The sequence below is a fragment of the Neisseria dentiae genome (assembly GCF_014055005.1).
Lineage (GTDB): Bacteria > Pseudomonadota > Gammaproteobacteria > Burkholderiales > Neisseriaceae > Neisseria > Neisseria dentiae.
The window spans coordinates 1,682,305-1,705,668 of sequence record NZ_CP059570.1 but is presented as its reverse complement, the minus strand read 5'-3'; the positions used below and the strand labels follow the sequence as shown (position 1 = coordinate 1,705,668).

The 23,364-nt window shown below is 55.5% G+C and carries 23 protein-coding genes; 15 read left to right on the top strand and 8 right to left on the bottom strand.

What is annotated here, in order from left to right:
* Positions 1 to 82: 82 nt before the first annotated feature.
* Positions 83 to 1,018, bottom strand: a complete 936-nt coding sequence (locus H3L92_RS08105) for a serine hydrolase (RefSeq protein ID WP_085366971.1) — start codon at positions 1,016 to 1,018, stop codon at positions 83 to 85.
* A gap of 375 nt (positions 1,019 to 1,393) precedes the next feature.
* Here H3L92_RS08105 and clpX point away from each other — a divergent pair, with 375 nt between their 5' ends.
* Positions 1,394 to 2,650 carry an ATP-dependent Clp protease ATP-binding subunit ClpX gene (clpX, locus tag H3L92_RS08100; RefSeq protein ID WP_085366970.1) on the top strand — a complete coding sequence of 419 codons (1,257 nt, stop codon included), beginning with the start codon at positions 1,394 to 1,396 and terminating at the stop codon, positions 2,648 to 2,650.
* Positions 2,651 to 2,987: 337 nt separating this feature from the next.
* On the opposite strand, the gene H3L92_RS08095 is transcribed toward clpX, so the two are convergent.
* Entirely contained in the window at positions 2,988 to 3,467 is a 480-nt protein-coding gene (locus tag H3L92_RS08095; RefSeq protein WP_085366969.1) for an aminoacyl-tRNA deacylase, read from the bottom strand.
* A 140-nt stretch (positions 3,468 to 3,607) separates the two neighbouring features.
* Here H3L92_RS08095 and H3L92_RS08090 point away from each other — a divergent pair, with 140 nt between their 5' ends.
* Positions 3,608 to 3,964 (top strand): RidA family protein, encoded by a 357-nt coding sequence (locus H3L92_RS08090; protein WP_085366968.1) that lies wholly within the window; start codon positions 3,608 to 3,610, stop codon positions 3,962 to 3,964.
* A 311-nt stretch (positions 3,965 to 4,275) separates the two neighbouring features.
* On the opposite strand, the gene recN is transcribed toward H3L92_RS08090, so the two are convergent.
* The 3 genes from recN to H3L92_RS08075 form a co-directional block, all read right to left on the bottom strand.
* On the bottom strand, positions 4,276 to 5,937 hold the full coding sequence (recN, locus tag H3L92_RS08085; RefSeq protein ID WP_085366967.1) for a DNA repair protein RecN: 1,662 nt from the start codon (positions 5,935 to 5,937) through the stop codon (positions 4,276 to 4,278).
* 188 nt (positions 5,938 to 6,125) lie between these two features.
* Positions 6,126 to 8,288: a heavy metal translocating P-type ATPase gene (locus H3L92_RS08080; protein ID WP_085366966.1), complete on the bottom strand. Its 2,163-nt coding sequence runs from the start codon at positions 8,286 to 8,288 to the stop codon at positions 6,126 to 6,128.
* A 25-nt stretch (positions 8,289 to 8,313) separates the two neighbouring features.
* On the bottom strand, positions 8,314 to 8,535 hold the full coding sequence (locus tag H3L92_RS08075; RefSeq protein ID WP_085366965.1) for a heavy-metal-associated domain-containing protein: 222 nt from the start codon (positions 8,533 to 8,535) through the stop codon (positions 8,314 to 8,316).
* A gap of 157 nt (positions 8,536 to 8,692) precedes the next feature.
* On the opposite strand from H3L92_RS08075, the gene H3L92_RS08070 reads away from it, so the two are divergent.
* Both H3L92_RS08070 and H3L92_RS08065 read left to right on the top strand, forming a co-directional pair.
* Positions 8,693 to 9,046, top strand: a complete 354-nt coding sequence (locus H3L92_RS08070) for a helix-turn-helix domain-containing protein (RefSeq protein ID WP_115336199.1) — start codon at positions 8,693 to 8,695, stop codon at positions 9,044 to 9,046.
* Entirely contained in the window at positions 8,944 to 9,843 is a 900-nt protein-coding gene (locus H3L92_RS08065) for an IS3 family transposase (protein ID WP_115336201.1), read from the top strand. Before H3L92_RS08070 ends, H3L92_RS08065 begins: the two co-directional genes overlap by 103 nt.
* A gap of 80 nt (positions 9,844 to 9,923) precedes the next feature.
* Here the strand turns inward: H3L92_RS08065 and tmk are convergent, their stop codons facing one another.
* Both tmk and mltG read right to left on the bottom strand, forming a co-directional pair.
* On the bottom strand, positions 9,924 to 10,544 hold the full coding sequence (gene tmk / locus H3L92_RS08060) for a dTMP kinase (RefSeq protein WP_085367011.1): 621 nt from the start codon (positions 10,542 to 10,544) through the stop codon (positions 9,924 to 9,926).
* A 125-nt stretch (positions 10,545 to 10,669) separates the two neighbouring features.
* Positions 10,670 to 11,665: an endolytic transglycosylase MltG gene (mltG, locus tag H3L92_RS08055; RefSeq protein WP_085367012.1), complete on the bottom strand. Its 996-nt coding sequence runs from the start codon at positions 11,663 to 11,665 to the stop codon at positions 10,670 to 10,672.
* 137 nt (positions 11,666 to 11,802) lie between these two features.
* Between mltG and ampD the strand changes: the two genes are divergently transcribed.
* From ampD to H3L92_RS08035, 4 genes are all read left to right on the top strand, one after another.
* Positions 11,803 to 12,351: a 1,6-anhydro-N-acetylmuramyl-L-alanine amidase AmpD gene (gene ampD / locus H3L92_RS08050; RefSeq protein WP_085366995.1), complete on the top strand. Its 549-nt coding sequence runs from the start codon at positions 11,803 to 11,805 to the stop codon at positions 12,349 to 12,351.
* A 79-nt stretch (positions 12,352 to 12,430) separates the two neighbouring features.
* Complete coding sequence (locus H3L92_RS08045; protein ID WP_085366996.1) at positions 12,431 to 13,705, top strand: cell division protein ZipA C-terminal FtsZ-binding domain-containing protein; 1,275 nt, start codon at positions 12,431 to 12,433, stop codon at positions 13,703 to 13,705.
* Positions 13,706 to 13,945: 240 nt separating this feature from the next.
* Positions 13,946 to 14,218: an ACT domain-containing protein gene (locus H3L92_RS08040; RefSeq protein ID WP_085366997.1), complete on the top strand. Its 273-nt coding sequence runs from the start codon at positions 13,946 to 13,948 to the stop codon at positions 14,216 to 14,218.
* 12 nt (positions 14,219 to 14,230) lie between these two features.
* Entirely contained in the window at positions 14,231 to 15,592 is a 1,362-nt protein-coding gene (locus H3L92_RS08035; protein ID WP_085366998.1) for a PFL family protein, read from the top strand.
* A 105-nt stretch (positions 15,593 to 15,697) separates the two neighbouring features.
* Here H3L92_RS08035 and H3L92_RS08030 read toward each other — a convergent pair whose 3' ends face one another.
* A complete protein-coding gene (locus H3L92_RS08030) occupies positions 15,698 to 16,399 on the bottom strand; it encodes a CPBP family intramembrane glutamic endopeptidase (RefSeq protein WP_158088180.1) in 702 nt (233 codons plus the stop codon).
* 168 nt (positions 16,400 to 16,567) lie between these two features.
* Here H3L92_RS08030 and H3L92_RS08025 point away from each other — a divergent pair, with 168 nt between their 5' ends.
* The 7 genes from H3L92_RS08025 (at position 16,568) to ispG (ending at position 23,350) form a co-directional block, all read left to right on the top strand.
* Positions 16,568 to 17,374 carry a DUF4198 domain-containing protein gene (locus H3L92_RS08025; RefSeq protein ID WP_085367000.1) on the top strand — a complete coding sequence of 269 codons (807 nt, stop codon included), beginning with the start codon at positions 16,568 to 16,570 and terminating at the stop codon, positions 17,372 to 17,374.
* 118 nt (positions 17,375 to 17,492) lie between these two features.
* On the top strand, positions 17,493 to 18,644 hold the full coding sequence (gene zapE / locus H3L92_RS08020) for a cell division protein ZapE (RefSeq protein WP_085367001.1): 1,152 nt from the start codon (positions 17,493 to 17,495) through the stop codon (positions 18,642 to 18,644).
* Positions 18,645 to 18,760: 116 nt separating this feature from the next.
* The gene (ndk, locus tag H3L92_RS08015; protein WP_085367002.1) at positions 18,761 to 19,186 is read left to right on the top strand and encodes a nucleoside-diphosphate kinase; all 426 of its coding nucleotides are present in this window, start codon (positions 18,761 to 18,763) and stop codon (positions 19,184 to 19,186) included.
* 132 nt (positions 19,187 to 19,318) lie between these two features.
* Entirely contained in the window at positions 19,319 to 20,419 is a 1,101-nt protein-coding gene (rlmN, locus tag H3L92_RS08010; RefSeq protein WP_085367003.1) for a dual-specificity RNA methyltransferase RlmN, read from the top strand.
* Positions 20,416 to 21,180 (top strand): type IV pilus biogenesis/stability protein PilW, encoded by a 765-nt coding sequence (pilW, locus tag H3L92_RS08005; RefSeq protein ID WP_085367004.1) that lies wholly within the window; start codon positions 20,416 to 20,418, stop codon positions 21,178 to 21,180. Before rlmN ends, pilW begins: the two co-directional genes overlap by 4 nt.
* Positions 21,180 to 22,082: a helix-turn-helix domain-containing protein gene (locus tag H3L92_RS08000; protein WP_085367005.1), complete on the top strand. Its 903-nt coding sequence runs from the start codon at positions 21,180 to 21,182 to the stop codon at positions 22,080 to 22,082. Before pilW ends, H3L92_RS08000 begins: the two co-directional genes overlap by 1 nt.
* Complete coding sequence (gene ispG, locus H3L92_RS07995) at positions 22,079 to 23,350, top strand: flavodoxin-dependent (E)-4-hydroxy-3-methylbut-2-enyl-diphosphate synthase (RefSeq protein WP_085367006.1); 1,272 nt, start codon at positions 22,079 to 22,081, stop codon at positions 23,348 to 23,350. Before H3L92_RS08000 ends, ispG begins: the two co-directional genes overlap by 4 nt.
* The last annotated feature ends 14 nt before the right edge of the window (positions 23,351 to 23,364 follow it).

Below are 23,364 nucleotides of genomic sequence, written 5' to 3'. Positions count from 1 at the left end.
AAGGTTTTGTTGTGGTATGCGCACAAAGGCCGTCTGAAATATTTCAGACGGCCTTTGTTTGGCGGGCAGATTTGCGTTGTGCTTAAGAGCGGCGCTGCAACATCCACGATTCGATTTTGCGCGCATCGTTTACGCGGCTGAGGGAGGAAGGCGCATTCAGCAAAACGATGGTAACCGGCTGGTTTTGCACATTGGCGCGCACCACCATCGAGCGGCCTGCTTCGCGGATATAGCCGGTTTTCTGCAATTCGATATTCCAGCCGCCTTCGCGCACCAGCGAGTTGCTGTTTTTATAGCTGGTTTGGCCGCGGTTGGTGTAAACCGAGCGGTAGTTGGAAGTGCTGTCGCGGCGGATAACCGGATATTTGCTGGCGGCCTGCACCAGTTTGTTCAAATCGTTGGCGGTGGAAACGTTGCGGAAATCCAAGCCGGTCGGTTCGTAAAAACGGGTGTTGGTCATGCCGAGGCTTTGGGCTTTGCGGTTCATGGCGCTCACAAACGCGCCCATGCCGCCGGGATAGCTGCGGCCGAGTGCGTGGGTGGCGCGGTTTTCGCTGCTCATCAGGCTCAGGTGCAGCATTTCGGCGCGCGTCAGCGTGGTGCCCACGGTTAGGCGGCTGCCGGTGCCTTTGAGGCGGTCGATTTCGGCTTCGGTGATGGTGATGCGCTCGTTCATGTTTTGGTCGGCATCAAGCACCACCATTGCCGACATCAGTTTGGAAATCGAAGCGATGGGCATCACGCGGTTGGGGTTTTTCTGAAACAGGATTTCGCCGGTTTTGTTGTTCACGATCAGGGCCGATTGAGAAGCGAGCAGCGGGCCGGCATAAGCGGCTTGCGCTTCCACCTGCTCGGCGGCGTTCATGGCGGCAAACGCGCCTATCGGATCGCTTTCTACCGGAAAGTTTTGTTCCAAAAACTGGCCGAGCACATCCAAATCATCGGCGGCGGCGGGCAGGGAAAACGCGGCCAGCCCGATGCTCAGGCAGGCGGCGGCGATTTTTTTGCTGAAATTCATTTTTGCAGGATTCCGTATGTGTTTCGTGGAAAGGTTCGAAAGCAAACAGCGCGGCCAAGCCCAAAAATATATGCGGCGCAAGCGGCGGCAGGGGTGCGGGTTTATGACAAATCGGCGCTGTTTTGAAATGATTGACGGATTATCACGGAGCAGGGAATGCTTGTAAAGTAAATAAAGTATATTTTTCATTAGTTTGCGCCATTTTTTACGTTTCCGTTGCATTTTTTTATGCAAAAAAGGCCGTCTGAACGGTTTAAAAGGCAAATTAAGCGGCGCGGTTTGATAAACGGGCGGATAGTATTTATACTAAACCGTTTTGGGGCGGTTTGCGCCGGCAGGCGGCCCCGCATACAGTTAATGGTTGAAGAATAGAATATGTCTGACGAAAAACGTTATTGCTCGTTTTGCGGCAAGCCCGAGCATGAAGTAAAAAACCTGATTGAAGGCGAACACGCCTACATCTGCAACGAATGTGTGGAAACCTGCGGCATCATGCTGCAAAACCCTAACGATGATTTTATGCAGGAAGCGGGCGCGGGAGAAGACAAACTGCCCACGCCCGCCGAAATCGTGGCCAATCTCAACGACCACGTTATCGGGCAGGAACAGGCGAAAAAAGCGCTGGCGGTGGCGGTGTATAACCACTATAAACGTTTGCGCCACCCCAAAAGCAGCGACAAAGTGGAATTGTCGAAAAGCAATATTCTGCTGATCGGCCCCACCGGCTCGGGCAAAACCCTGCTGGCGCAATCGCTGGCGCGCAAACTCGACGTGCCGTTTGTGATGGCCGATGCCACCACGCTCACCGAAGCGGGTTATGTGGGTGAAGACGTGGAGCAGATTATCACCAAGCTTTTGGGCAAATGCGATTTCGATGTGGAAAAAGCCCAGCGCGGCATTGTGTATATCGATGAAATCGACAAAATTTCACGCAAGAGCGACAACCCTTCGATTACCCGCGACGTATCGGGCGAAGGCGTGCAGCAGGCGCTGTTGAAGCTGATCGAAGGCACGGTGGCTTCGGTGCCGCCGCAAGGCGGGCGCAAGCACCCGAATCAGGAATTTATCAATGTCGATACCACCAATATCCTGTTTATCTGCAGCGGCGCGTTTGCCGGTTTGGAGAAAGTAATCCGCCAGCGCACCGAAAAAGGCGGCATCGGTTTCGGTGCGGTGGTGAGCAGCAAAGACGAAAACGCCGACATCACCGCCCTGTTTGAAACCGTGGAACCGGAAGATTTAATCAAATTTGGCCTGATTCCCGAATTGATCGGCCGCCTGCCTGTGATTGCCACGCTGGCCGAGTTGGACGAAGATGCTTTAATCAATATCCTCACCGAGCCGAAAAACGCTCTGGTGAAGCAATATCAGGCGTTGTTTGCGATGGAAGGCGTTGAGTTGGAAGTGCTGCCTTCCGCCTTGCGCAGCATTGCCAAGCAGGCGATGGAGCGTAAAACGGGTGCGCGCGGTTTGCGCTCGATTGTCGAACGCTGCCTGCTCGATACCATGTATATGCTGCCTGATTTGCAGGATGTGAAAAAAGTGGTGGTAAACGAAAACGTGATTGAAAAAGGCGAGGCGCCCAAACTGCTGAAAGCGGACGGCAGCGAGTATCTGCAAACCGCCGCCTAGGCTGCAAAAACGGTATGGGCAAGCCGAGACCGTTACACAGTCCAAAAAAGCACCGCCGTTTTAAAATGCAAAAACATCAGGCCGAGACCTTTGCAAAAAAGCTGTTTTAATCCTGAATCTATGATATTTCGTCATACCCGGGCTTGACCCGGGTATCTCTTTTTCTTCTAAAACAAACAGATGCTCGGGTCAAGCCCGAGCATGACGCAAGTGTTTTAAGGTGTCTAAAAGAATTTTGCAAAGGTCTCAGGCCGTCTGAAAGGTTTTCAGACGGCCTGATGTTTTTGCAACGTATTCCGGCAATATTACGGATTCCGGTATGAAGTTTGGAGCAGGCTCAAACCGCCACATCCACGCTTTGCGGATTCAGCGTTTTCAGGGCGGCGCTCGGCACCGCTACCAAAAAACCGCGTTTGCCGCCGTTGATATAAATCGTTTCCAAATCCCAAATGCTGCGCTCCACATACACGGGCAGCGCGGTTTTTGTGCCGAAAGGGCTGGTGCCGCCCACCAGATAGCCCGTCCATTTGTTGGCCTGTTTCGGGTCGGCCGGTTCGATGTGTTTCATGCCTAATTGCCGCGCCAGATTGCGGGTGGAAATCTGTTTGTCGCCGTGCATCAGCACAATCAGCCCCTGCTTTTGCTCGTTTTGCAGCACGATGGTTTTGATAACCTGATGTTCGGGCACGTCCAAACAGGCGGCCGAATGCGCGGTGCCGCCGTGTTCTTCGTAGGGGTAAAGCTGCGGGATGAAATCTGTTTGGTGCGCGCGCAGAAAACGCACGGCAGGGGTAACGGGGTAGTCGGTTTTGCTCATAACGGGCCGTCTGAAATGAAAAGTAGCGGTTGTGGTGGAATATTTTGCCATATCGGGCGCGAAACCGTGCGGGCAGAGAAAGAGTTGCTGCCGCCTGTGCTACCATACGCTTTTTCAACACACTCTGCAAAGGAAGCAAAATGACTGTGCAATATTTCGGCCAAACAGCGCGCTTGTCGGAAGCCACCGTGGCCAACGGTTTCGTTTTTCTGGCTGGCATGGTGCCCGAGCGCACCGATGTGGGCGTAACCGAGCAAACCCGCGATGTGCTGGCGCAGATCGACGGCTGGCTGGCGCAATGCGGTTCCGACAAGGAACATATTCTGGAAGCCACTATTTTCCTGCCCGATTTGGCTGACTATGACGCGATGAACGAAGCTTGGGACGCTTGGGTTGCCCCCGGCCACGCCCCCGCCCGCGCCTGCGTGCAGGCGAAATTGGCCAAACCGGAATGGAAAGTGGAAATCAAGGTTTCTGCGGTGCAAACCGGCAAATAGGCAAATAGGCAAACATGGCTTGCATGGGGATGCGGGCGGAAATGGCGGATTTTTTGCTTGTTGATTTTCACCCAAAATCCCCCCGCAATACTTTCTGACTACACGCCCTTGATTAACCGTGTTTGATGTTGCTGACTGACGAGTCGGCAACACAGTTGCTAAAATGCGGGATAAAAATTCAGGCCGTCTGAAACATGGGTTTTCAGACGGCCTTAAGGTATTCTTGCAAAGGTCTCAGGCACAAATATTTTCAGGATTAAAGCGAATTTCGCAAGGTGTTTGATTGGTCTGCCTGCCGTATCCGGTGCCGGTTATTCCGCCGCCAGAGCCAGCATTTCTTCGGCGTGTTTGCGGGTGGTGTCGGTGATGACTTCGCCGCCGAGCATACGGGCGATTTCTTCGATGCGGCCGCTGTTGTCCAATACTTTGATTTCGCTAACGGTTTGCCCGCCTTCGCTGTGTTTGTGCACCTGCCAGTGGTTTTCGCCGCAGGCGGCCACTTGCGGCAGGTGGGTAACGGCCAGCACTTGGTGCCGTTTGCCTAGTGCGCGCAGGGCGCGGCCTACGGTTTCGGCCACGCCGCCGCCGATGCCGGTGTCCACCTCGTCGAAAATCAGCGTCGGCACTTGGGTGTACCGGCTGGTAACCACTTGGATGGAAAGACTGATGCGGGCAAGCTCGCCGCCCGAGGCCACTTTGTTGAGCGGGCGCAGGGGGCTGCCTTTGTTGGCGGCCACTTGGTACTGCACTTGTTCCAAACCGTGCGGCGCAGGCGGGCAGGGCGGCAGTTCGATGTGGAAGGTTGCGCCTTTCATCGATAAATGCTGCATATTTCCGGTGGTTTCGGCGGCCAGTTTGGCGGCGGCCTCACGACGCATGGCCGACAATTTCTGCGCGGCTGCGGTGTATTCGGCTTCGGTGCGCGCAACGGCGGCTTCGAGGGCGGCGATGTCGGCGGCTTCGTGCAGGCTTTGCAGGGTGCGGTTCAGCTCTTCGAGTTTGGCGGGCAGCTCTTCGGGTTCGACACGGTATTTGCGCGCCATACCCATCAGCTCGCCCATGCGCCGTTCTTGTTCGGCCAATTCGTTGGGGTTAATTTCGACGCGGTTGGCTACGTCGCGCATATTGGCGCCGATTTCGCCCAATTCGGCTTCGACGGCGGCAAGCATTTCTAGGCTTTCGGCAAAGCGCGGTTCGATGTTTTGCAGGCTGCCCAAGAGTTTTTGGCATTGGTAGAGTTGGCGCTGCATACCGTTGTCGCCGTCGATGTGTTCCGAAACCTGTTCGGCGGCCTGCAACAGCTCGGCGGCGTGGGCGAGGCTGTGGTGGCTTTGGTTGAGGCTTTCCCATTCTCCGTGGCGCAAATCGAGCTGGTTCAGTTCGTTATACTGCCATTCCACCCGTTCGCGTTCGATGGCGATGTTTTCGGCGTGGTTTTGCGCTTCGTGCAGGGCTTTGCGGGCGTCGCTCCAGTTTTGGTAAAGCTTTTTTACCGAGTCGGCCTGCTCTTGGGCGCCGGCGAAGGCATCGAGCAATTGCCGCTGGGCGGATTCTTGGTTGAGCGAATGGTGTGCGTTTTGGCCGTGGATATCGATGAGTTGGCTGCCGATTGCTTTCAATTGCGCCAGCGTGGCGGCCTGGTTGTTGATGAAGCTGCGGCTTTTGCCTTTGGCGTCGATGATGCGGCGTATGCTCAGCTCTTCGCCGCCTTCTTCCAGCAAACCCTGCTCATACAGTTGCGCCTGCAATGCGGGCAGGCCGCCGATGTCGAACAGGGCGGAAAGTTGGGCTTCTTGGGCGCCGGTGCGCACTTGGCCGAAGTCGGCTTTGTCGCCCAACAATAAGCCGAGCGCATCGAGCGTGATGGATTTGCCCGCACCGGTTTCGCCGGTGAGCACGGTGAAGCCGGTTTGGAAGTTGAGGTTGAGTTTTTCTACAATCACGAAGTCGCGTAATGAAAGCGCCAGCAGCATGGGTGTTCCTCGGTTGGGGCCGTCTGAAACGGTGATGGGATAGTGTGCGGGATTATAGCTAAGATTTTCCGTAGTTAAAATAAGATTTTTTATAGCTGTTTTAGAATTTGTTTATTTTTTGATTGATATGGTTGATTTTATTGTGTTTAGGCCGTCTGAAAGGTGTGTTCAGACGGCCTGAGCATATATCACTCAATCTTCACCCGTTTCAGCCGCAAAGCATTGCCGAGCACCGAAATCGAGCTTAAGGCCATCGCCGCGCCGGCAATCACCGGGCTGAGAAAGCCCAAGGCGGCCAGCGGGATGCCGAGTGTGTTGTAGAAAAAGGCGAAAAACAGGTTTTGTTTGATGTTTTTCAGGGTGGCGCGCGAAATCAGCAGGGCATCGACCATTTGGTCGACCGAGTGCTGCATCAGGGTGGCCGAGGCGGTGTGTTCGGCCACGTCGGCTCCGCCCTTCATGGCGAAGCTGACGTCGGCGGCGGCGAGTGCGGGGGCGTCGTTGATGCCGTCGCCGGCCATCGCCACGGTTTTGCCTGCGGCTTTCAGCTTCTGCACTTCGGCGGCTTTGTCGCGCGGACTCATGTTGCCGAAAGCGCGGTCTATGCCCAGTTGCGCGGCGATGTAGCCGGCCACGCCCTGATTGTCGCCGCTCATCATATACACTTCGATGCCGTGTGCTTTCAGACGGCCTATCGCTTGTTTGCTGTCGGCTTTGAGGCGGTCGGCCAGCGCGAAGGCGCCGAGGGCGCGGCCGTTTGCCGACACGGCGACGATGCTGGCGATTTGCCACACGGAATCAAGGTTTTCGGGCAGCGCGAGGCCGCAATAGGCGGGTTTGCCCACTTTCACTTCGCCGATGCCGCCGATATCGGCTTTCACGCCCGCGCCGGCTTCGGTTTGCACATTGCGGGCTTCGGGCAGGGCAATACCGCGTGCCAAGGCCGTTTGAACGATGGCGCGTGCGAGCGGGTGGGCGGCGTTTTGCTCGACGGCGGCGGCAAGGCGGTAGAGTTCGTTTTCGTCGGTGTGTTCAGACGGCCTCAGATATACCGCCGCCACTTCGGGTTTGCCTTCGGTGAGGGTGCCGGTTTTATCGAGCACCACCGCATTCACGCGGGCGGCGGCTTCCATCGCGGCGGCGTCTTTAAACCAGATGCCGTGCCGCACCGCCTTGCCCATGCCGACCATAATCGCGGCGGGCGTGGCCAAGCCGAGCGCGCACGGGCAGGCAATCACCAGCACCGCCACGGCGTTCATCAGCGCAACGTCCCAAACGCCTTTTACCAGCCATGTCGAAACAAAAGTGAGCGCGGCGATGCCGACCACGGCGGGCACGAACACCGCCGCCGCTTTGTCGGCCACCCGCGCAATCGGCGCTTTGCTGCCCTGCGCTTCGGAAAGGGCGGCCATCATGTCGCCGAGCAGGGTTTGGCTGCCGAGCTGGCGGGCGCGGTAAACGATGCTGCCGTCGGTGATCATGGCGCCGGCCAGCACTTTGCTGCCGGCGGTTTTTGCTTCGGGCTGCGATTCGCCGGTCAAATGGCTCTCGTCGGCCCAGCCGCTGCCGCTCTCGACGATGCCGTCTGCCGCGATGCGCTCGCCGTGGCTGGCGCGGATCAGGTCGCCGATCTGCACTTGGTTGAGCGGCAGGCTCTGCCACCGGCCGCCGCGTTCCATATTCACTTGGCGCGGCGTGAGTTTCAGCAGCAGACCGAGGCTGTTGAGGCTGGATTTTTTCGCGCGGTGCTCGAGAAATTTGCCCAGGCTCACAAAGCCGACCACCATCACGCCCGCTTCGAAATAAACGTGCGCCATGCCGTCGTGGCCCATCGCGCGGTGGGCAAACATCATATAGGTTGAATAAAGGTAAATCGCTGCCGTGCCGACGGTAACCAGCACGTCCATATTCGCCAGCCCGCCTTTGATGCTCGCCCATGCGCTTTTGTAAAACGGAACGGCCAGCCAAAGCTGCACCACGCTGGCCAGCGCAAACTGCCACATAACGGGCATCATCCAGTCGTGCCGGCCTGCCATCATGCCCGCCATGCCGATGAGAAACGGCACGTTGACGGCCAACAGCAGCCACAAACGCCAGCCGGTATGGTTTTCAGACGGCATAGTGGCGGCGGCATCGGTTTTTTCCACCGCTTCAAAGCCTGCTTTGGCGATGATTTCGGCCAGCGCGGCGGCGTTGGTGCGGCTGCCGTCGAACACCACCTGCGCTTCTTCGCTGGCGAAGTTCACCGAAGCCGCTTCAACGAAATCTTTTTTGTTCAACACTTTTTCGATGCGGCTGGCGCAGGCTTGGCAGGTCATGCCGCCGATTTGGAAACGGGCTTTCTGCTGCATGGTTTTTCTTTCTGCTGCGGGCGTTTCAGACGGCCTGTTGCAACGAGGCATCGAAGCCTGCGTCTTCCACCGCTTCGATTAGGGCGGCGGTTCGGATTGTGCCGGCATCGTAAGTAATCACGGCATTGGCGTTTTCCAAACTCACTTCGGCTTTTTCCACGCCGTTTAGATTTTCCAAAACTTTGGTAACGCTGCGGACGCAGCCGCCGCAGGTCATGCCGCCGATGTTGAGGGTGATGGTTTCCATGATGTTCTCCGTGAAAAGTGGGGTGTGGGTTTAACTATAAACCTTAACGTATGGTGAAGGTCAAGCGGGCAGGGTAATGTTAAAGGCCGTCTGAAAACTGTGAACTGCACCCCAAAAGTTGGACACCCCCTTCAACTTTAAAAGGTGCAGTTTTCTTATGTCCAAATATAACCTACACTTCAAATACCGAGCCGTACTCCATTACCACCAGGTGCACAGCCAACAGCGCACTGCAGAGCACTTCAACGTCTCACGCACCCACCTGCGCCGTTGGATAGCCGCCTATCGGCAAGGCGGCATCGCCGCACTCCGGCACCCGCAGGCTAACCCCATGAAGACCAAACGCAAAAACCCGTTTACCGCCGACAAACCCGACCACGAAAAAACACAGGCCGAACTGATTGAAGAATTGCGATACATGAGGGCGGAGAACGACTACCTAAAGCACATGAAAACCCTCAACGAAAAGGAAGCGGCCGCCGCCAAAGCTGCGAAACCGTCCAAACGCTGAGGGCAAAGCACCCGCTGAAATACCTGCTGCACAGTGCCGGCATTCCCAAAAGCAGTTTCTACTACCACACCGGCAAAACCGATCCCGATACGGCGGCCAAAACCGCAGTGAGCGAAGTCTACCGCCGACACAAAGGCCGTTACGGCCACCGGCGGATTGCCGCCGTATTGTCGTGGAACAAAAAGAAAGTACAGCGCATTATGGGTTTGTTGGGACTGAAAGCCAAAGTCCGCAGTAAAAAAACCTACCGTCCGCAAACAGTGGGAGAGGCTTCGGACAATATTCTCAATCGAGAGTTTACCGCCGGCAAACCGGCAGACAAATGGCTGACCGATGTGACGGAGTTCAAATGCACAGACGGGAAGCTGTACTTATCGCCGATATTGGATGTGTTTAATCGGGAGATTGTGGCCTATTCTTTAGGCCGCAGAGCAAACAGTAAAATGGTGGCGCAAATGTTGGACCAAGCATTCGGCCGTCTGAAAGGCCAAACGCCGCTGCTGCATTCCGACCAGGGTGTGCTTTACCGCACCGAGGCTTATCGAACGAAATTGGCTGAGAAAGGGATTGTGCAAAGTATGTCGCGCAAAGGCAATTGTTGGGACAATGCGCCGATGGAGAGTTTTTTCGGTACACTGAAAACGGAGAGTTTCTATCAGGAAGGTGCGCTGTCGGTGGCGGAGCTGACAGAGGTAATAGATGATTACATACATTACTACAATCATGAACGGATTAGTTTAAACTTGAAAAAGCTGAGTCCTGTCGGCTACAGAACCCAGCTTGAAAAGGCTGTTTGATAAAGATTCTTAACTTGTCCAAGTATTGGGGGACAGTTCAAAATTTTCAGACGGCCTTTCGATATCCAATCAAGATTCAGTCAGAACCCGAAATGTTGGTTTAATGCGGATTCGATAGACTGCCGTACGGCTTCGCGCTCGCGGTTGCTGTCGATAACCGCGTAGCGCTCGGGCGCGGCGGCGGCGCGGCTGAGGTAAACATCGCGCACGCGGGTGAAGAAGGCGGCTTCTTCCTGCTCGAAGCGGTCTTTTTCGCGGTTGCGGCTGATGCGTTCCATAGAAACTTCCAGCGGCACGTCGAGCAGGATGGTCAGATCGGGGCGCAGGCCGCCCTGAACCCAGTTTTCAAGCGCGGCAATGTCGGCAAGCGGCACGCCGCGGCCGCCGCCTTGGTAGGCGAAGGTGGCGTCGGTAAAGCGGTCGGACACCACGTTCACGCCGCCGGAGAGCGCGGGGGCGATAACGCTTTCGATGTGCTGGCAGCGGGCGGCGAACATCATCAGCGTTTCGGTGCGCAAGCCGGCTTGGGTGGCGGGGTTGAGCAGGATTTCGCGCAAAGCCTCGCCCACCGGCGTGCCGCCCGGCTCGCGGGTAAATAAAACCGGCAGGTTGCGGGTTTCAAACCAGTTGCGGATAACGGTGAGATTGGTGGATTTGCCCGCGCCGTCGATGCCGTCGAGCGTGATGAATTGTGCCTGCATGGTGTTCGCTTTGCGGAATGATGAAATATAGGGCGGCATTATAAAAGAAATCGCGTTAAAGGCCGTCTGAAACGTTTTGCAAGGCAAAACCAAAGTGTTTCAGACGGCCTTTGCGGCAAGATGCCTTATCTTTTCAGAATATATTTGCGCACGGCGGCGTTGTGTTCGTCGAGCGTGTGGCTGAACTGGCTCAAACCCGTGCCGTCCATTCTCGAAACGAAATACAGGTATTTTTCGGCGGAAGGATGGGCGGCGGCTTCGAGCGCGGCTTTGCCGGGCAGCGCAATCGGCGTGGGGGTGAGGCCCGCGCGGGTGTAGGTGTTGTAGGGGGTGTCGCGCTGCAAGTCGGCTTTGCGGATGCGGCCTTTATAGGCATCGCCCATGCCGTAAATCACGCTGGGGTCGGTTTGCAGGCGCATGCCGATGGCAAGGCGGTTGGTAAATACGGCGGAAACGTGGCGGCGGTCGTTTTCGTGGGCGGTTTCTTTTTCGATGATGCTGGCCATAATCAGCATTTCATAGGGGTTTTGATAGGGAAGGCCGCTTTGGCGCTCGTCCCACGCGGCTTGCAGGTTGCGCTGCATGGTTTGGTAGGCGGTTTTGTAAATCTGGATATCGCTGCTGCCTGCGTCGATTTCGTAGCTGTCGGGGAAAAACAGCCCTTCGGGGTTGCTGCTCGGCGCGTCGGGGGCGATTTCCTGCAGCAGTTTTTCATTGCTCCAGCCGCGTGTGGCGTGTTCGATGTCGTCGGTTTCGTTGATGATGCGGCGCATCTGCGAAAAACGCATGCCTTCCACGATACGCACCGTTACCGAATCGGGGCGGCCGCCGCGCAGGCGTTGCAGAATCTGCCAGGCGGAAACCTGTTTGGGCAGGCGGTAGGAGCCGGTGTGCAGGCGGTTGTGCACGCCCAACACATAAGCGGCGGCCAGCAGCGCATGGCGGCTGTAAACCACGTTGTCATTGGCAAGCTTGCGGCTCACCGAGGAGATGCCCTGGTTTTTTTCCACTTTCAGGCGATAGGTTTTTTCGTTGTTTTTCGGCGTAAACAACAGGCCGGCCCAAACGGCGGCGAGCAAAATAAAAGCGGCCGAAAGCCATTTCAACAATTTTTTCAGCATGGTAGGATTCATGTGTGTCGGTTCAGGCGGCAGTATAAAGCGAAAACGGCATTTTTTGCAGCGCCGCAGTTTAGCGGCGGCGTTAAAAGTATGAAAGGCCGTCTGAAAAAAGCGTAAAAACATTTCAAAGAACATTTATGAACAATTGGCAACAGGGCTGGTGGCTGCCCGCGCGGCGCACCGATTCCCCCAACTTTGCCCCCAGGGAAAACGGCGAAACCGTTTCGCTGGTGGTGCTGCACAATATTTCGCTGCCCCCGTTCGAATACGGCACGGGCGCGGTGGAGAAGCTGTTTACCAACCGCATCAACCCCGCAGAGCACCCGTTTTTTAGCGTGATACACGAATTGCGCGTGTCCAGCCATTTCTTTATAAGCCGCGCGGGCGAAACCGTGCAGTTCGTTTCGTGCGACGATGTTGCCTACCACGCCGGCGTTTCATCGTTTCGCGGGCGCGAAAAGTGCAACGCGTTTTCAATAGGCATCGAATTGGAAGGCTGCGATTTTGAACCTTTTACCGATGCACAGTATCAATCATTAAACACCCTTTTGCGCGCGCTGGCGGCACGCTACCCGATAGAGGCGGTTACCGGCCACCAGCACATCGCCCCGGGCCGCAAAAGCGACCCCGGACACTTTTTCGATTGGGAGCGGGCGAAGGAGGGCGGCATCGCAATCGTGCACTGAAAGATGCTGCCAGAGCAGGCGATTTTCGTTATAATCGCCGCATTAAACCAAACCCCCACGGATTAACGGATTATTACATATGAGTGAAACCACACTGATTATCGTCGTGCTCGTGCTCGCTGTTATTTTGGGCGTGATTGCCTACAATATGTATCAAGAAAACAAATACCGCCAGCAGGTGCGCGAGCAGTTCGGCCATTCCGATAAAGATGCCCTGATGGGCAGCAAAACCGATTTTGTGCGCGACGGCCAATCGCAAGACCAGGCCGGCGCGCCCATCCGCCCCTTGCGCCGGAAAGATATTTCCGAGCAGCAGGAAACCCTGCCCGCCAAAGACGATTTGTTTGCCGCCAAAGTTTCCGAAGCGGCTGCGGGCAAGCCCGACGTGGAGTTTGAAATGGAAGACGATTTCACCGAAACCGTTATCCAACCCGAAGTCAAACCCGCCGATGCCGCTTTCGATTTCAAAAAAATGGCCGCGCCGGTGTTTTCGCAAACCAAGCTGCAAGGCAAACGCAAACTGCTGCTGGATTTGAACGACCTCACCAAGCTCGAGCTGCCGTGGTTCGACCACCGTTTCGACTATATGGCCTATATCTCGCTGCACGAAGCGCAGGAGCTGCATTCGATTCCCCGCCTTTCCAGCCGCCACCGCTTCCAAATCGCCGGCTGCACCATGGACGACCGCTTCCAAATCGCCGAGCCGATTCCCAGCGTTTACTACCAGGGTTTCGTTATCGGCCTGCAAGCCATCAGCCGCAGCGGCCTGGCCACCGTGCAGGAGCTTGAAAACTTCGGCGACCAGGTGAACCAGTTTGCCGAAAAAATGAACGGCGGCCTGCTGCTCACCGATGTGGAAACATTCTTGAACGTTGCCCGCCCGCTCGACGAATTGTGCGCCCGCGTCGACCAAACCATCGCTATGCACCTCGTTTCGCGCGGCACCGTCAGCGGCACCGAGCTGCGCGCCGCCGTGGAAAACCTCGGTTTCGAGCTGGGCGTGGACGGCGCTTTCCACCTGCCCAACGAGCAGGGCGAGCCGCTGTTCAGCATCATCACGCTCGACAATTCGCCTTTCACTTCCAGCCTGCTTGCCAACCAAGCCTACCGCGGCTTCAGCATGCTGTTCGACATCACCCACGTGCCCGCAGGCGAAAAACAGTTCAACCGCTTTATGGATTTGGCGGTGAAACTTTCCAGCACGCTGGGCTTGGATTTGGTGAACGACAAACTCGAAGAGCTTTCCACCCAATGGCTCAAAGACGTGCGCAGCTATGTGCTGGCGCGTCAGGAAGAAATGCAGAAAGTGGGCATCGAGCCGGGCGGCACATTGTCGAAACGCCTGTTTTCATAACGCTGTTCCCGATATATAAAGGCCGTCTGAAAAATCTTTCAGACGGCTTCTTGTTTCAGGCGTTCCGTTTGCGCTATCGCAAACAACCCGCAGGCAGCCGCAGATGAAAACCGGCGGAGGTGTGGCAGCATGCCCCTTTTTCTATACAATACGGTTTATTTTTTCAGACGGCCTGTTTCTTCACCGCAGGCCGTCTGAAACCCGTTTCAAACCTCAAACTCAACGCTAAGGAAACGCAACATGAGCAATTCAGTGATTACCGTTATCGGCAAAGACCGCGTCGGCATCGTTTACGACGTATCCAAAATCCTTGCCGAACACAAGCTCAACATCCTCAACATCAGCCAGCAGCTGATGGATGATTTTTTCACCATGATTATTCTGGTGGATACCGCCGAATGCCCGAAATCGCGCCAAGAGATGCTGGATTTGTTTGCCGAAGAGGGCAAAAGGCTGGCGTTGGACATCCGCATGCAGAACGAAGAAATCTTCAATGCCATGCACCGCATTTAAAGGGGCTGAATCATGAGCAAAAGCATACAGTCCAACGAAATTCTCGAAACCGTGCGCATGGTGGCCGACCAGAATTTCGACGTGCGCACCATTACCATCGGCATCGACCTGCACGACTGCATCAGCAGTAATATCGACGAACTCAACCGCAACATCTACAACAAAATCACCCGCACCGGCAAAGATTTGGTTCAGACGGCCGCCTATCTTTCGGCCAAATACGGCGTGCCGATTGTGAACCAGCGCATTTCGGTAACGCCCATCGCCCAAATCGCCGCCGCCACCAAAGCCGATTCGTATGTGAGCGTGGCGCAAACCCTCGACCGCGCCGCGAAAGCCATCGGCGTATCGTTTATCGGCGGCTTTTCCGCGCTGGTGCAGAAAGGTATGTCGCCCGCCGATGAAACCCTTATCCGCTCGATTCCCGAAGCCATGAAAACCACCGACATCGTGTGCAGCTCCATCAATATCGGCAGCACCCGTGCGGGCATTAATATGGATGCGGTGCGCCTGGCGGGCGAAATCATCAAAGAAACCGCCGAAATCACGCCCGAAGGCTTCGGCTGCGCCAAAATCGTGGTGTTCTGCAACGCGGTGGAAGACAACCCCTTTATGGCGGGGGCGTTCCACGGTTCGGGCGAGGCCGATGCGGTGATCAATGTGGGGGTGTCCGGCCCCGGCGTGGTAAAGGCCGCGCTGGAAAATTCCAACGCGCGCACCCTAACCGAAGTGGCCGAAGTGGTGAAGAAAACCGCCTTTAAAATCACCCGCGTAGGCGAGTTAATCGGCCACGAAGCCGCCAAACGCCTGAATATCCCGTTCGGCATTCTCGATTTGTCGCTCGCGCCCACACCCGCAGTCGGCGATTCGGTGGCGCGCATTCTCGAAGAAATGGGCTTGAGCGTGTGCGGCACGCACGGCACCACGGCGGCTTTGGCCTTGCTGAATGACGCGGTGAAAAAAGGCGGCATGATGGCTTCCAGCGCGGTGGGCGGCTTGAGCGGCGCGTTTATCCCCGTTTCGGAAGACGAAGGCATGATTGCCGCCGCCGAAGCGGGCGTGCTGACGCTCGACAAACTCGAAGCCATGACTGCCGTTTGTTCCGTGGGTTTGGACATGATTGCCGTGCCGGGCGATACCCCTGCCCACACCATCAGCGGCATCATCGCCGACGAAGCCGCCATCGGCATGATCAACAGCAAAACCACCGCCGTGCGCATCATTCCCGTAACCGGCAAAGGCGTGGGCGAATCGGTGGAATTCGGCGGCTTGCTCGGCTACGCACCAATTATGCCCGTGAAAGAAGGCTCGTGCGAAGTGTTTGTGAACCGCGGCGGCCGCATTCCCGCGCCCGTGCAGTCGATGAAGAATTAACTGCAAGCCGGGTTCTCCAGGGATATGGGAAACCTGCCGGCAGTATGAAGAATTATCAAAATAAGGCCGTCTGAAAGCAGTTTTTCAGACGGCCTGTTAATCCGTTCAATTATCTCCCCAAAACAAAAATCCCAGCACGCTTAATCCGAAAATGTCGAATGCACCATGTGCCAGGAAGAACGGGACCAACATCGGGATTTTTCGGCGGAACAGCCAGAATGACACTCCTAAGGTGGTGATGGTCAGTGCGCCTGCCAAGCCCTGATAAGTATGGAATATAAAGCGCACGAACAGGCTGAATACAACGGCCTTGGGAAGGGTTTGCGGTTTGACGGCAAATACCAACCCCATAAAGAAGATTTCTTCGAAAAAGCCGTTAAACAGCGAAGTTATGATCAGTTGGGGGGTATAGTGCACTCTTTGGTAATAATTCTGTTCCGCTTCGGGATAGTGCTGGGGCGCGATGAAGGCTTGCAGATACTGGTATAGGTCGGTGAAAAGCCCGGCACCGAGTATCAAAAGTAGGGTTAACGGCAGTGTGTAGCGGTTTACCTTGAAATTCAGTACGCTGAAATCAAACCTGCGCCAACGCAGATACAGCCAAGCTATAACCAATAAAACCGCCTGCATGGCGGTGGTTTGCCAGCTGGCCAAATCGTTGATTGAGAGGTTTTCGGGCATCACCCGGTTTTCCTGCAGCAATTCAAAGTATCCTATTGAGGAAGAATAAGCGGCAGTGCCGAAAAAGATGAGGGCTAAAACGGCGATGTCGGCAAAAGTAAGGTGCTTTGTTTTTGATTCGGGCATAATCATTCTCTGTTATGTTATTAAAGAAAGTAAGGCGGAATCATAGGCCTTGGTAAAATTTGTCGATACCGCCCGAAACATTTCAGACGGCCCTAGTTTATTTTTAATAATAAATGTTATATTATAACAATAATAAATTAAAATTGTTTTCAACCAAGTGAGAAAATCATGAAAAAAACAGCTTTGTTTACTTTGGCCGCTTTACTTTGTTCAACCGCAGCCCACGCCCACCGCGTTTGGGTGGAAAGCGCCCACACCCACGGCGGCGAAATCCTTAAAGCCGAGCTTGGCTACGGCGAGTTTCCCGATATGGAGCCGATTGCCAAAGACCGCCTGCACATTTTTAGTAAACCCATGCAGCTTGTTACCGAAAAGGGCAAAGAAGATTTGGTGCAGAAAGGGCAGTATAACTATCAATACCAAAGCAAAAAGCCCGTGAAAGAAGGCAGCTATTTGGTTACCGCCGAATACCGGCCCACTTTCTGGTCGAAAAACAAAGCCGGCTGGAAGCAGGCCAGCATTAAAGAAATGCCCGATGCCGAGTATTGCGAGCAAACCCGTATGTACGGCAAAAACATTGTCAACGTCGGCCATGAAAGCGCCGGCACCAAAGTCATCACCCGCCCGGTAGGCCAGGGTTTGGAAATCGTGCCGCTCGACAACCCCGCCAATGTGCATGTGGGCGAGCGTTTCAAAGTGCGCGTGCTGTTTAACGGCGAGCCGCTGCCCGGTGCCGTTGTTACCGCCACTTTCGACGGCTTCGATACCAGCGACCGCAGCAAAAACCACAAAGTGGAAGCGCAGGCGTTTTACGATAAAACCGGCGACGACGGCAGCGTAGATATTATCCCGCTGCGCCAAGGCTTTTGGAAAGCCAATGTCGAGCATAAAGTCGATTTCCCCGACCAGAAAACCTGCCAGAAACAAGCCAGCTACACCACGCTCACGTTCCAAATCGGCCACCAGGCACACTAAATAACGGCGTGATTGCCCGCCCCAACCGTTTTCAGACGGCCTCTGTTTTAATAAACACTTGGAGGCCGTCTGAAATCATTTATAATGCGCCATACTGAATTTGCTTAAACGTTAATAGATGAATAATAAAGAAAACCGTTTTGTTCCGCCAGATTTCAGCAACCACAGTCCGCTTACCTGGTATCAGGCCGCCTCGGAGCAGCCCGCATTTATCCGCGACGCCGCCCAAGCCAAAGCCATCGAATATCTCGACCGGCTGTGGACGGAATTAATGATGTTCAAACGCAAGCGCAACCGTTTTCTGGGCCGCAGCCTGCGTTCGCCGCAACTGCCCAAAGGGCTGTATTTTTACGGCGGGGTAGGGCGCGGCAAGAGTTTTCTGATGGACGTGTTTTACGGCTGCCTGCCTTACCGCCGCAAACGCCGCGTACACTTCCACGCCTTCATGGCCGAAGTGCACCAGCGTATGAAAGCCCTGAAAAGCGAAGCCAACCCGCTCAAAGCGGTGGCGGCGGAAATCGCCAAAGAAACCCGCGTGCTGTGTTTCGACGAATTTCACGTCAGCGATATTGCCGACGCCATGATTTTGGGCCGTTTGTTGGAAAACCTGTTTGAAGGCGGCGTGGTGCTGGTGGCCACTTCAAACTACGCGCCTTCGGAACTCTACCCGCAAGGGCAGAACCGCAGCAGCTTTCTGCCCACCATCGCGCTAATCGAAAGCAAGCTCACGGTATTGAATGTGGACGGCGGCGAAGACTACCGCCTGCGCACCTTGAAACCCGCCGAGGTATTTTATGTGCCCGACAGCGAAGAAAACGAAGGCAAACTCGCCTCGCTGTTTGCACAAGTGGCGCACGGGAAAGCCAAAAATCCCCGCCCGATTACCATACACGGGCGCGAATTGATGTGTAACGCGCACGACGACAAAGCCGTCTGGTTCGACTTCCGCGCCCTGTGCTTCGGCCCCCGCTCGCAGGCCGATTACCTTTATCTGGCCGAACGCTACGAAATGGTGTTTGTGTCGGGCATCGAAAAACTGAGCGAAGCTGAAAAAGCAGAAGCCCGCCGCCTCACCTGGCTGATAGACGTGTTATACGACTTCCGCGTTAAATTTTGCGCCACCAGCAAAGTTCCCGCCGAAGAAATCTATGTGGAAGGCGACTTCGCCCACGAATTCGTGCGTACCGTCAGCCGTATGGTGGAAATGCAGTCGGAAGAATATCTGGCGCTGCCACATTTAACGTTCGGCAAAAAAAATGCCGATATTTAACAAAATATTGGCAGAGTTTGATAAAATATGCGCCCCGATTTTTGTTTAAATCAAGAATAAAGAAAAGCAGGTGTTTTTTGCCTGTTGGGAAACTTCATTAATTAAAGGAATTTTTCATGGCTATTGAACGTACCATTTCCATCATCAAACCCGATGCAGTTGCCAAAGATGTTATCGGCCAAATCTACAGCCGTTTTGAAAACAACGGCCTGCGCATCATCGCCGCCAAAATGAAACACCTGAGCACCAAAGAAGCCCAAGATTTCTACGCCGTGCATAAAGAGCGCCCGTTTTTTGCCGACCTGGTTGCCTTCATGACCAGCGGCCCCGTTATGATCCAAGTGCTCGAAGGCGAAAACGCCGTGGCCAAAAACCGCGAATTGATGGGTGCGACCAACCCGAAAGAAGCCGCCGTCGGCACCATCCGCGCCGACTTTGCCGAATCTATCGATGCCAACGCCGTACACGGTTCCGACAGCCTGGAAAACGCCGCTAAAGAAATCGCCTATTTCTTCAGCGAAAGCGAAATCTGCGCCCGCTAAGCGGCCGTGCAACTCTTCGGGCTGTCTGAATCCTTTCAGACGGCCTGAAGGTTTTTAGCTTTTAAATGGCAGCTTTTGCAACGCTTGCTGCAAACCCATGATAAAGCTTTCATTTAAAAGCTTGTAACGAACATGAAAACCAATCTGCTGAATTTCGATTTAAACGGACTCACCGAACATTTCGCGCAAATGGGCGAAAAGCCTTTCCGCGCCAAACAGGTGATGCGCTGGATACATCAGGCCGGCGCCGCCGGTTTCGACGAGATGACCGACCTGGCCAAATCCCTGCGCGCCAAATTGCAAGAGCAGGCCGAAGTGGCCGTGCCCGCTTTGATGGCCGCGCAAGAATCTTCAGACGGCACCCGCAAATGGCTGCTCGACGTGGGAACCGGCAACGGTGTGGAAACCGTGTTTATTCCCGAGGCCGAGCGCGGCACCCTGTGCATTTCGTCGCAAGTGGGCTGCGCGCTGGAATGTACGTTCTGCTCCACCGGCAGGCAGGGCTTCAACCGCAACCTGAGTGCCGCCGAAATCATCGGCCAGCTTTGGTGGGCAAACAAAGCCATGGGCGTTACCCCGAAAAACGAGCGGGTTGTTTCCAATGTGGTGATGATGGGCATGGGCGAACCGCTGGCCAATTTCGATAACGTGGTAACCGCCTTAGGCATTATGCTCGACGACCACGGCTACGGCCTGTCGCGCCGCAGGGTAACGGTGTCCACTTCCGGCATGGTGCCGCAGATGGACAGGCTGCGCGACGTAATGCCGGTGGCGCTGGCCGTGTCGCTGCACGCCTCCAACGATGCCGTGCGCAACGAAATCGTGCCCCTGAATAAAAAATATCCGCTCAGCGAACTGATGGCGGCCTGCCGCCGTTATCTCGAAAAAGCCCCGCGCGATTTCGTTACTTTTGAATACGTGATGCTCGACGGCATTAACGACAAAGCGCAGCACGCAAGGGAGTTAATCGAACTGGTACGCGATGTGCCGTGCAAATTCAACCTGATACCGTTCAACCCGTTTCCGAATTCGGGTTACGAGCGTTCGAGCAACGAAAACATCCGCGTGTTCCGCGATATCCTGCAACAGGCAGGTTTTGTGGTTACCGTGCGCAAAACCCGCGGCGACGATATCGACGCCGCCTGCGGCCAGCTCGCCGGCCAAGTGAAAGATAAAACGCGCCGCCAGGAAAAATGGCAGCAGATTACCATGCAACCGAAGGGGGTAGTATGAACATCAAAACAACAGCGGGAATCATCATAACGGCTCTGGCATTGGGCGCCTGTGCAGGCGGTGCGTCGAAGCCGAGCGCGCGCGAACGCGCCGAGCAGATATCCAATATCAAAACGCAGCTTGCCGTGGAATATCTGCGCGGAAAAGATTACCGCCAAGCGGTTAACAGCATCGACGAAGCCTTGAAGGAAAACCCGAAAAACGAAAACGCTTGGCTGATCCGCGCCCAAATCTACCAATATCTGAAAGTTAACGACAAAGCCCAGGAAAGCTTCCAAAAAGCCCTGTCGATCAAACCCAACAGCGCGGAAATCAACAACAACTACGGTTGGTTTTTATGCAGCACGCAAAACCGCCCGGGTGACGCGATGCCTTATTTCGACAAGGCACTGGCCGATCCCACTTATCCCAACCCGCACGTTGCCAACCTCAACAAAGGTATATGCAGCACCAAAACGGGCCAGTATGCTCTGGCGGAAGCCTATTTCGAGCGCGCTTTGGCTGCTGCGCCGCAGTTTTATCCCGTTTTGAAAGAAATGGCGCGCACCAAAATGCTGGCCGGCAATTTAAGCGACGCCGATTATTATTTCCGGCAATATCAAAGCAAGGTCGATGTGTTGGGCGCCGACGACCTGCTTTTGGGCTGGCGCCTGTATAATGCCTTGGGCAACACGCAGGCGGCCTACGAATACGAGGCGCAGCTGCGTGCCAACTACCCCTATTCCGATGAACTGCAAACAATTACAACAGGACGTTTGTAATGACCGATAACCAGCAATCAGAACAACACGCTTCCAACGGTGCTGCGGCCGAGTTGGGTTTGAAACTGCGTCAGGCACGCGAGCAGAAAGGTTATTCGATCGGCGAAGTGGCCGAACGCCTGAAACTGTCGGCCCGCCAAATCGAAGGTTTGGAAAGCGGCAACTACGAAGGTATGCCCGAGCTGGTGTTCGTGCGCGGTTTTTTACGCACCTACGGCCGTTTTCTGGATTTGGACGATAACGAAGTCGCCGCATTTTTAGACCGCATCATGCCGCAGAACCGCAATAACCTGTATGCGGTCGACCGTAGCGGCAGCCAAGCCCTGAATTACCAGCAAACCGAAGTGAAAAAATCGTTTCCCACTTGGATTTTGGGCGTGCTGACGGCGGTGGTTATCGGCGGCGGTATTTATGTGTGGCAGAGTAAGTCCAACCAAGAATACGCCAAGCAGAGCGACAATATGGAGCGCCCCGAACCGGCAGGCTCGGCGGCCGGCAATCTTCAGGCCGACAATATTTCGGTGGTGGCGATGGGCAGTGATGCAGCGGCGTCGGCTGTTCCCGCTGCTTCCGCTCCGGCGGCAGTTCCGGCTCAGGCAATGGCTTCGGAACCTGTGGTTGCCGCCAGCGCTGCTTCCGGTGTGGTGCCGGTTGCCGCCGACGAATTGGCGGTTAAGGTGTTATACCGCTCCAATTTGGTTATCAAAGACAAAAACGGCGCCTTTGTCATCAACCGCATCGTGCCCGCCGGCAGCGAGCACCGCTTCAGGGGCGGCGCGCCGTATGAAGTTTGGATCGGCTATTCGCTCGGCGCCACCGCCAATTACGGCGGCCGGGAAATCAACGTGCGCCAACACTTAACCGGCAAAACCACTTCATCTTTCACCGTAGGCCAGCAATGAGCAACCCAACCCCCAACCGCCGCCAAACTCATCAAGTCCGCATCGACCATTTAACCGTAGGTTCCGATGCGCCTGTTGTGGTGCAGTCGATGACCAACACCGATACCGCCGATGCGGCGGGCACGGCGCAGCAGGTTAAAGAATTGAGCGATGCCGGCTCGGAGATGGTGCGGATTACCGTAAACAGCCCCGAAGCCGCCGCCAAAGTGGCGGAAATCAGAAGCCGCCTGGACGACATGGGCTGCAACACGCCGCTGGTGGGGGATTTTCACTTCAACGGCGAACGCCTGCTGCAAGAGTTTCCCGACTGCGCCCGCGCATTGTCGAAATACCGTATCAACCCCGGTAATGTGGGCAAAGGCGCGAAAGGCGACGAAAAATTCGCCTATATGATCCGCACCGCCGCTGAACACGATAAAGCCGTACGCATCGGCGTGAACTGGGGTTCGCTCGACCAAAGCCTCGCCAAACGCATGATGGATGCCAATTTGGCTTCGGCAACACCTAAGCCGCCCGAAGAGGTAATGAAAGAGGCGCTGATTGTGTCGGCGTTGGAATCCGCCCAAAAAGCGGTGGATTTGGGATTGCCCGAAAACAAAATTATCCTGTCGTGCAAGGTTAGCGCCGTGCAGGATTTGATTCAGGTTTACCGCGATTTGGGCGCACGCTGCGCTTACCCGCTGCACTTGGGTTTAACCGAAGCAGGCATGGGCAGTAAGGGCATTGTGGCTTCAACCGCCGCATTGGCCGTTTTGTTGCAGGAAGGCATAGGCGACACCATCCGCATTTCGCTCACCCCCGAGCCGGGCAGCCCGCGCACGCAGGAAGTGGTGGTGGCGCAGGAAATTCTGCAAACCATGGGTTTGCGCTCGTTTACGCCCATGGTTACCGCCTGCCCGGGCTGCGGCCGCACCACCAGCACGGTGTTTCAAGAGCTGGCGCGCGATATCCAGCAATATCTGCGCGACAGAATGACGGTTTGGCGCAGCCAATACCCCGGCGTGGAATCGTTGAACGTTGCCGTGATGGGCTGCGTGGTTAACGGCCCGGGCGAGAGCAAACTGGCCGACATCGGTATCAGCCTGCCCGGCACGGGTGAAACGCCCGTCGCCCCCGTGTATGTGGACGGCGAGCGCAAAGTAACGCTCAAAGGCGACAATATGGCCGCCGAATTTTTGGCTATTGTGCAGGAATACGTAGAAACCAATTATGGCGAAGGCGGCAAAAAACGCAACGAAAGCCGGGTGATTCCCATCAGCCCGGTATAAAACCTGCCGTTATG

Bases quoted from the DNA above. Each gene is read 5' to 3' on its own strand.
- H3L92_RS08105 (WP_085366971.1), bottom strand. From the start codon at position 1,018: ATGAATTTCAGCAAAAAAATCGCCGCCGCCTGCCTGAGCATCGGGCTG.
- clpX (WP_085366970.1), top strand. From the start codon at position 1,394: ATGTCTGACGAAAAACGTTATTGCTCGTTTTGCGGCAAGCCCGAGCAT.
- H3L92_RS08095 (WP_085366969.1), bottom strand. From the start codon at position 3,467: ATGAGCAAAACCGACTACCCCGTTACCCCTGCCGTGCGTTTTCTGCGC.
- H3L92_RS08090 (WP_085366968.1), top strand. From the start codon at position 3,608: ATGACTGTGCAATATTTCGGCCAAACAGCGCGCTTGTCGGAAGCCACC.
- recN (WP_085366967.1), bottom strand. From the start codon at position 5,937: ATGCTGCTGGCGCTTTCATTACGCGACTTCGTGATTGTAGAAAAACTC.
- H3L92_RS08080 (WP_085366966.1), bottom strand. From the start codon at position 8,288: ATGCAGCAGAAAGCCCGTTTCCAAATCGGCGGCATGACCTGCCAAGCC.
- H3L92_RS08075 (WP_085366965.1), bottom strand. From the start codon at position 8,535: ATGGAAACCATCACCCTCAACATCGGCGGCATGACCTGCGGCGGCTGC.
- H3L92_RS08070 (WP_115336199.1), top strand. From the start codon at position 8,693: ATGTCCAAATATAACCTACACTTCAAATACCGAGCCGTACTCCATTAC.
- tmk (WP_085367011.1), bottom strand. From the start codon at position 10,544: ATGCAGGCACAATTCATCACGCTCGACGGCATCGACGGCGCGGGCAAA.
- mltG (WP_085367012.1), bottom strand. From the start codon at position 11,665: ATGCTGAAAAAATTGTTGAAATGGCTTTCGGCCGCTTTTATTTTGCTC.
- ampD (WP_085366995.1), top strand. From the start codon at position 11,803: ATGAACAATTGGCAACAGGGCTGGTGGCTGCCCGCGCGGCGCACCGAT.
- H3L92_RS08045 (WP_085366996.1), top strand. From the start codon at position 12,431: ATGAGTGAAACCACACTGATTATCGTCGTGCTCGTGCTCGCTGTTATT.
- H3L92_RS08040 (WP_085366997.1), top strand. From the start codon at position 13,946: ATGAGCAATTCAGTGATTACCGTTATCGGCAAAGACCGCGTCGGCATC.
- H3L92_RS08035 (WP_085366998.1), top strand. From the start codon at position 14,231: ATGAGCAAAAGCATACAGTCCAACGAAATTCTCGAAACCGTGCGCATG.
- H3L92_RS08030 (WP_158088180.1), bottom strand. From the start codon at position 16,399: ATGCCCGAATCAAAAACAAAGCACCTTACTTTTGCCGACATCGCCGTT.
- H3L92_RS08025 (WP_085367000.1), top strand. From the start codon at position 16,568: ATGAAAAAAACAGCTTTGTTTACTTTGGCCGCTTTACTTTGTTCAACC.
- zapE (WP_085367001.1), top strand. From the start codon at position 17,493: ATGAATAATAAAGAAAACCGTTTTGTTCCGCCAGATTTCAGCAACCAC.
- ndk (WP_085367002.1), top strand. From the start codon at position 18,761: ATGGCTATTGAACGTACCATTTCCATCATCAAACCCGATGCAGTTGCC.
- rlmN (WP_085367003.1), top strand. From the start codon at position 19,319: ATGAAAACCAATCTGCTGAATTTCGATTTAAACGGACTCACCGAACAT.
- pilW (WP_085367004.1), top strand. From the start codon at position 20,416: ATGAACATCAAAACAACAGCGGGAATCATCATAACGGCTCTGGCATTG.
- H3L92_RS08000 (WP_085367005.1), top strand. From the start codon at position 21,180: ATGACCGATAACCAGCAATCAGAACAACACGCTTCCAACGGTGCTGCG.
- ispG (WP_085367006.1), top strand. From the start codon at position 22,079: ATGAGCAACCCAACCCCCAACCGCCGCCAAACTCATCAAGTCCGCATC.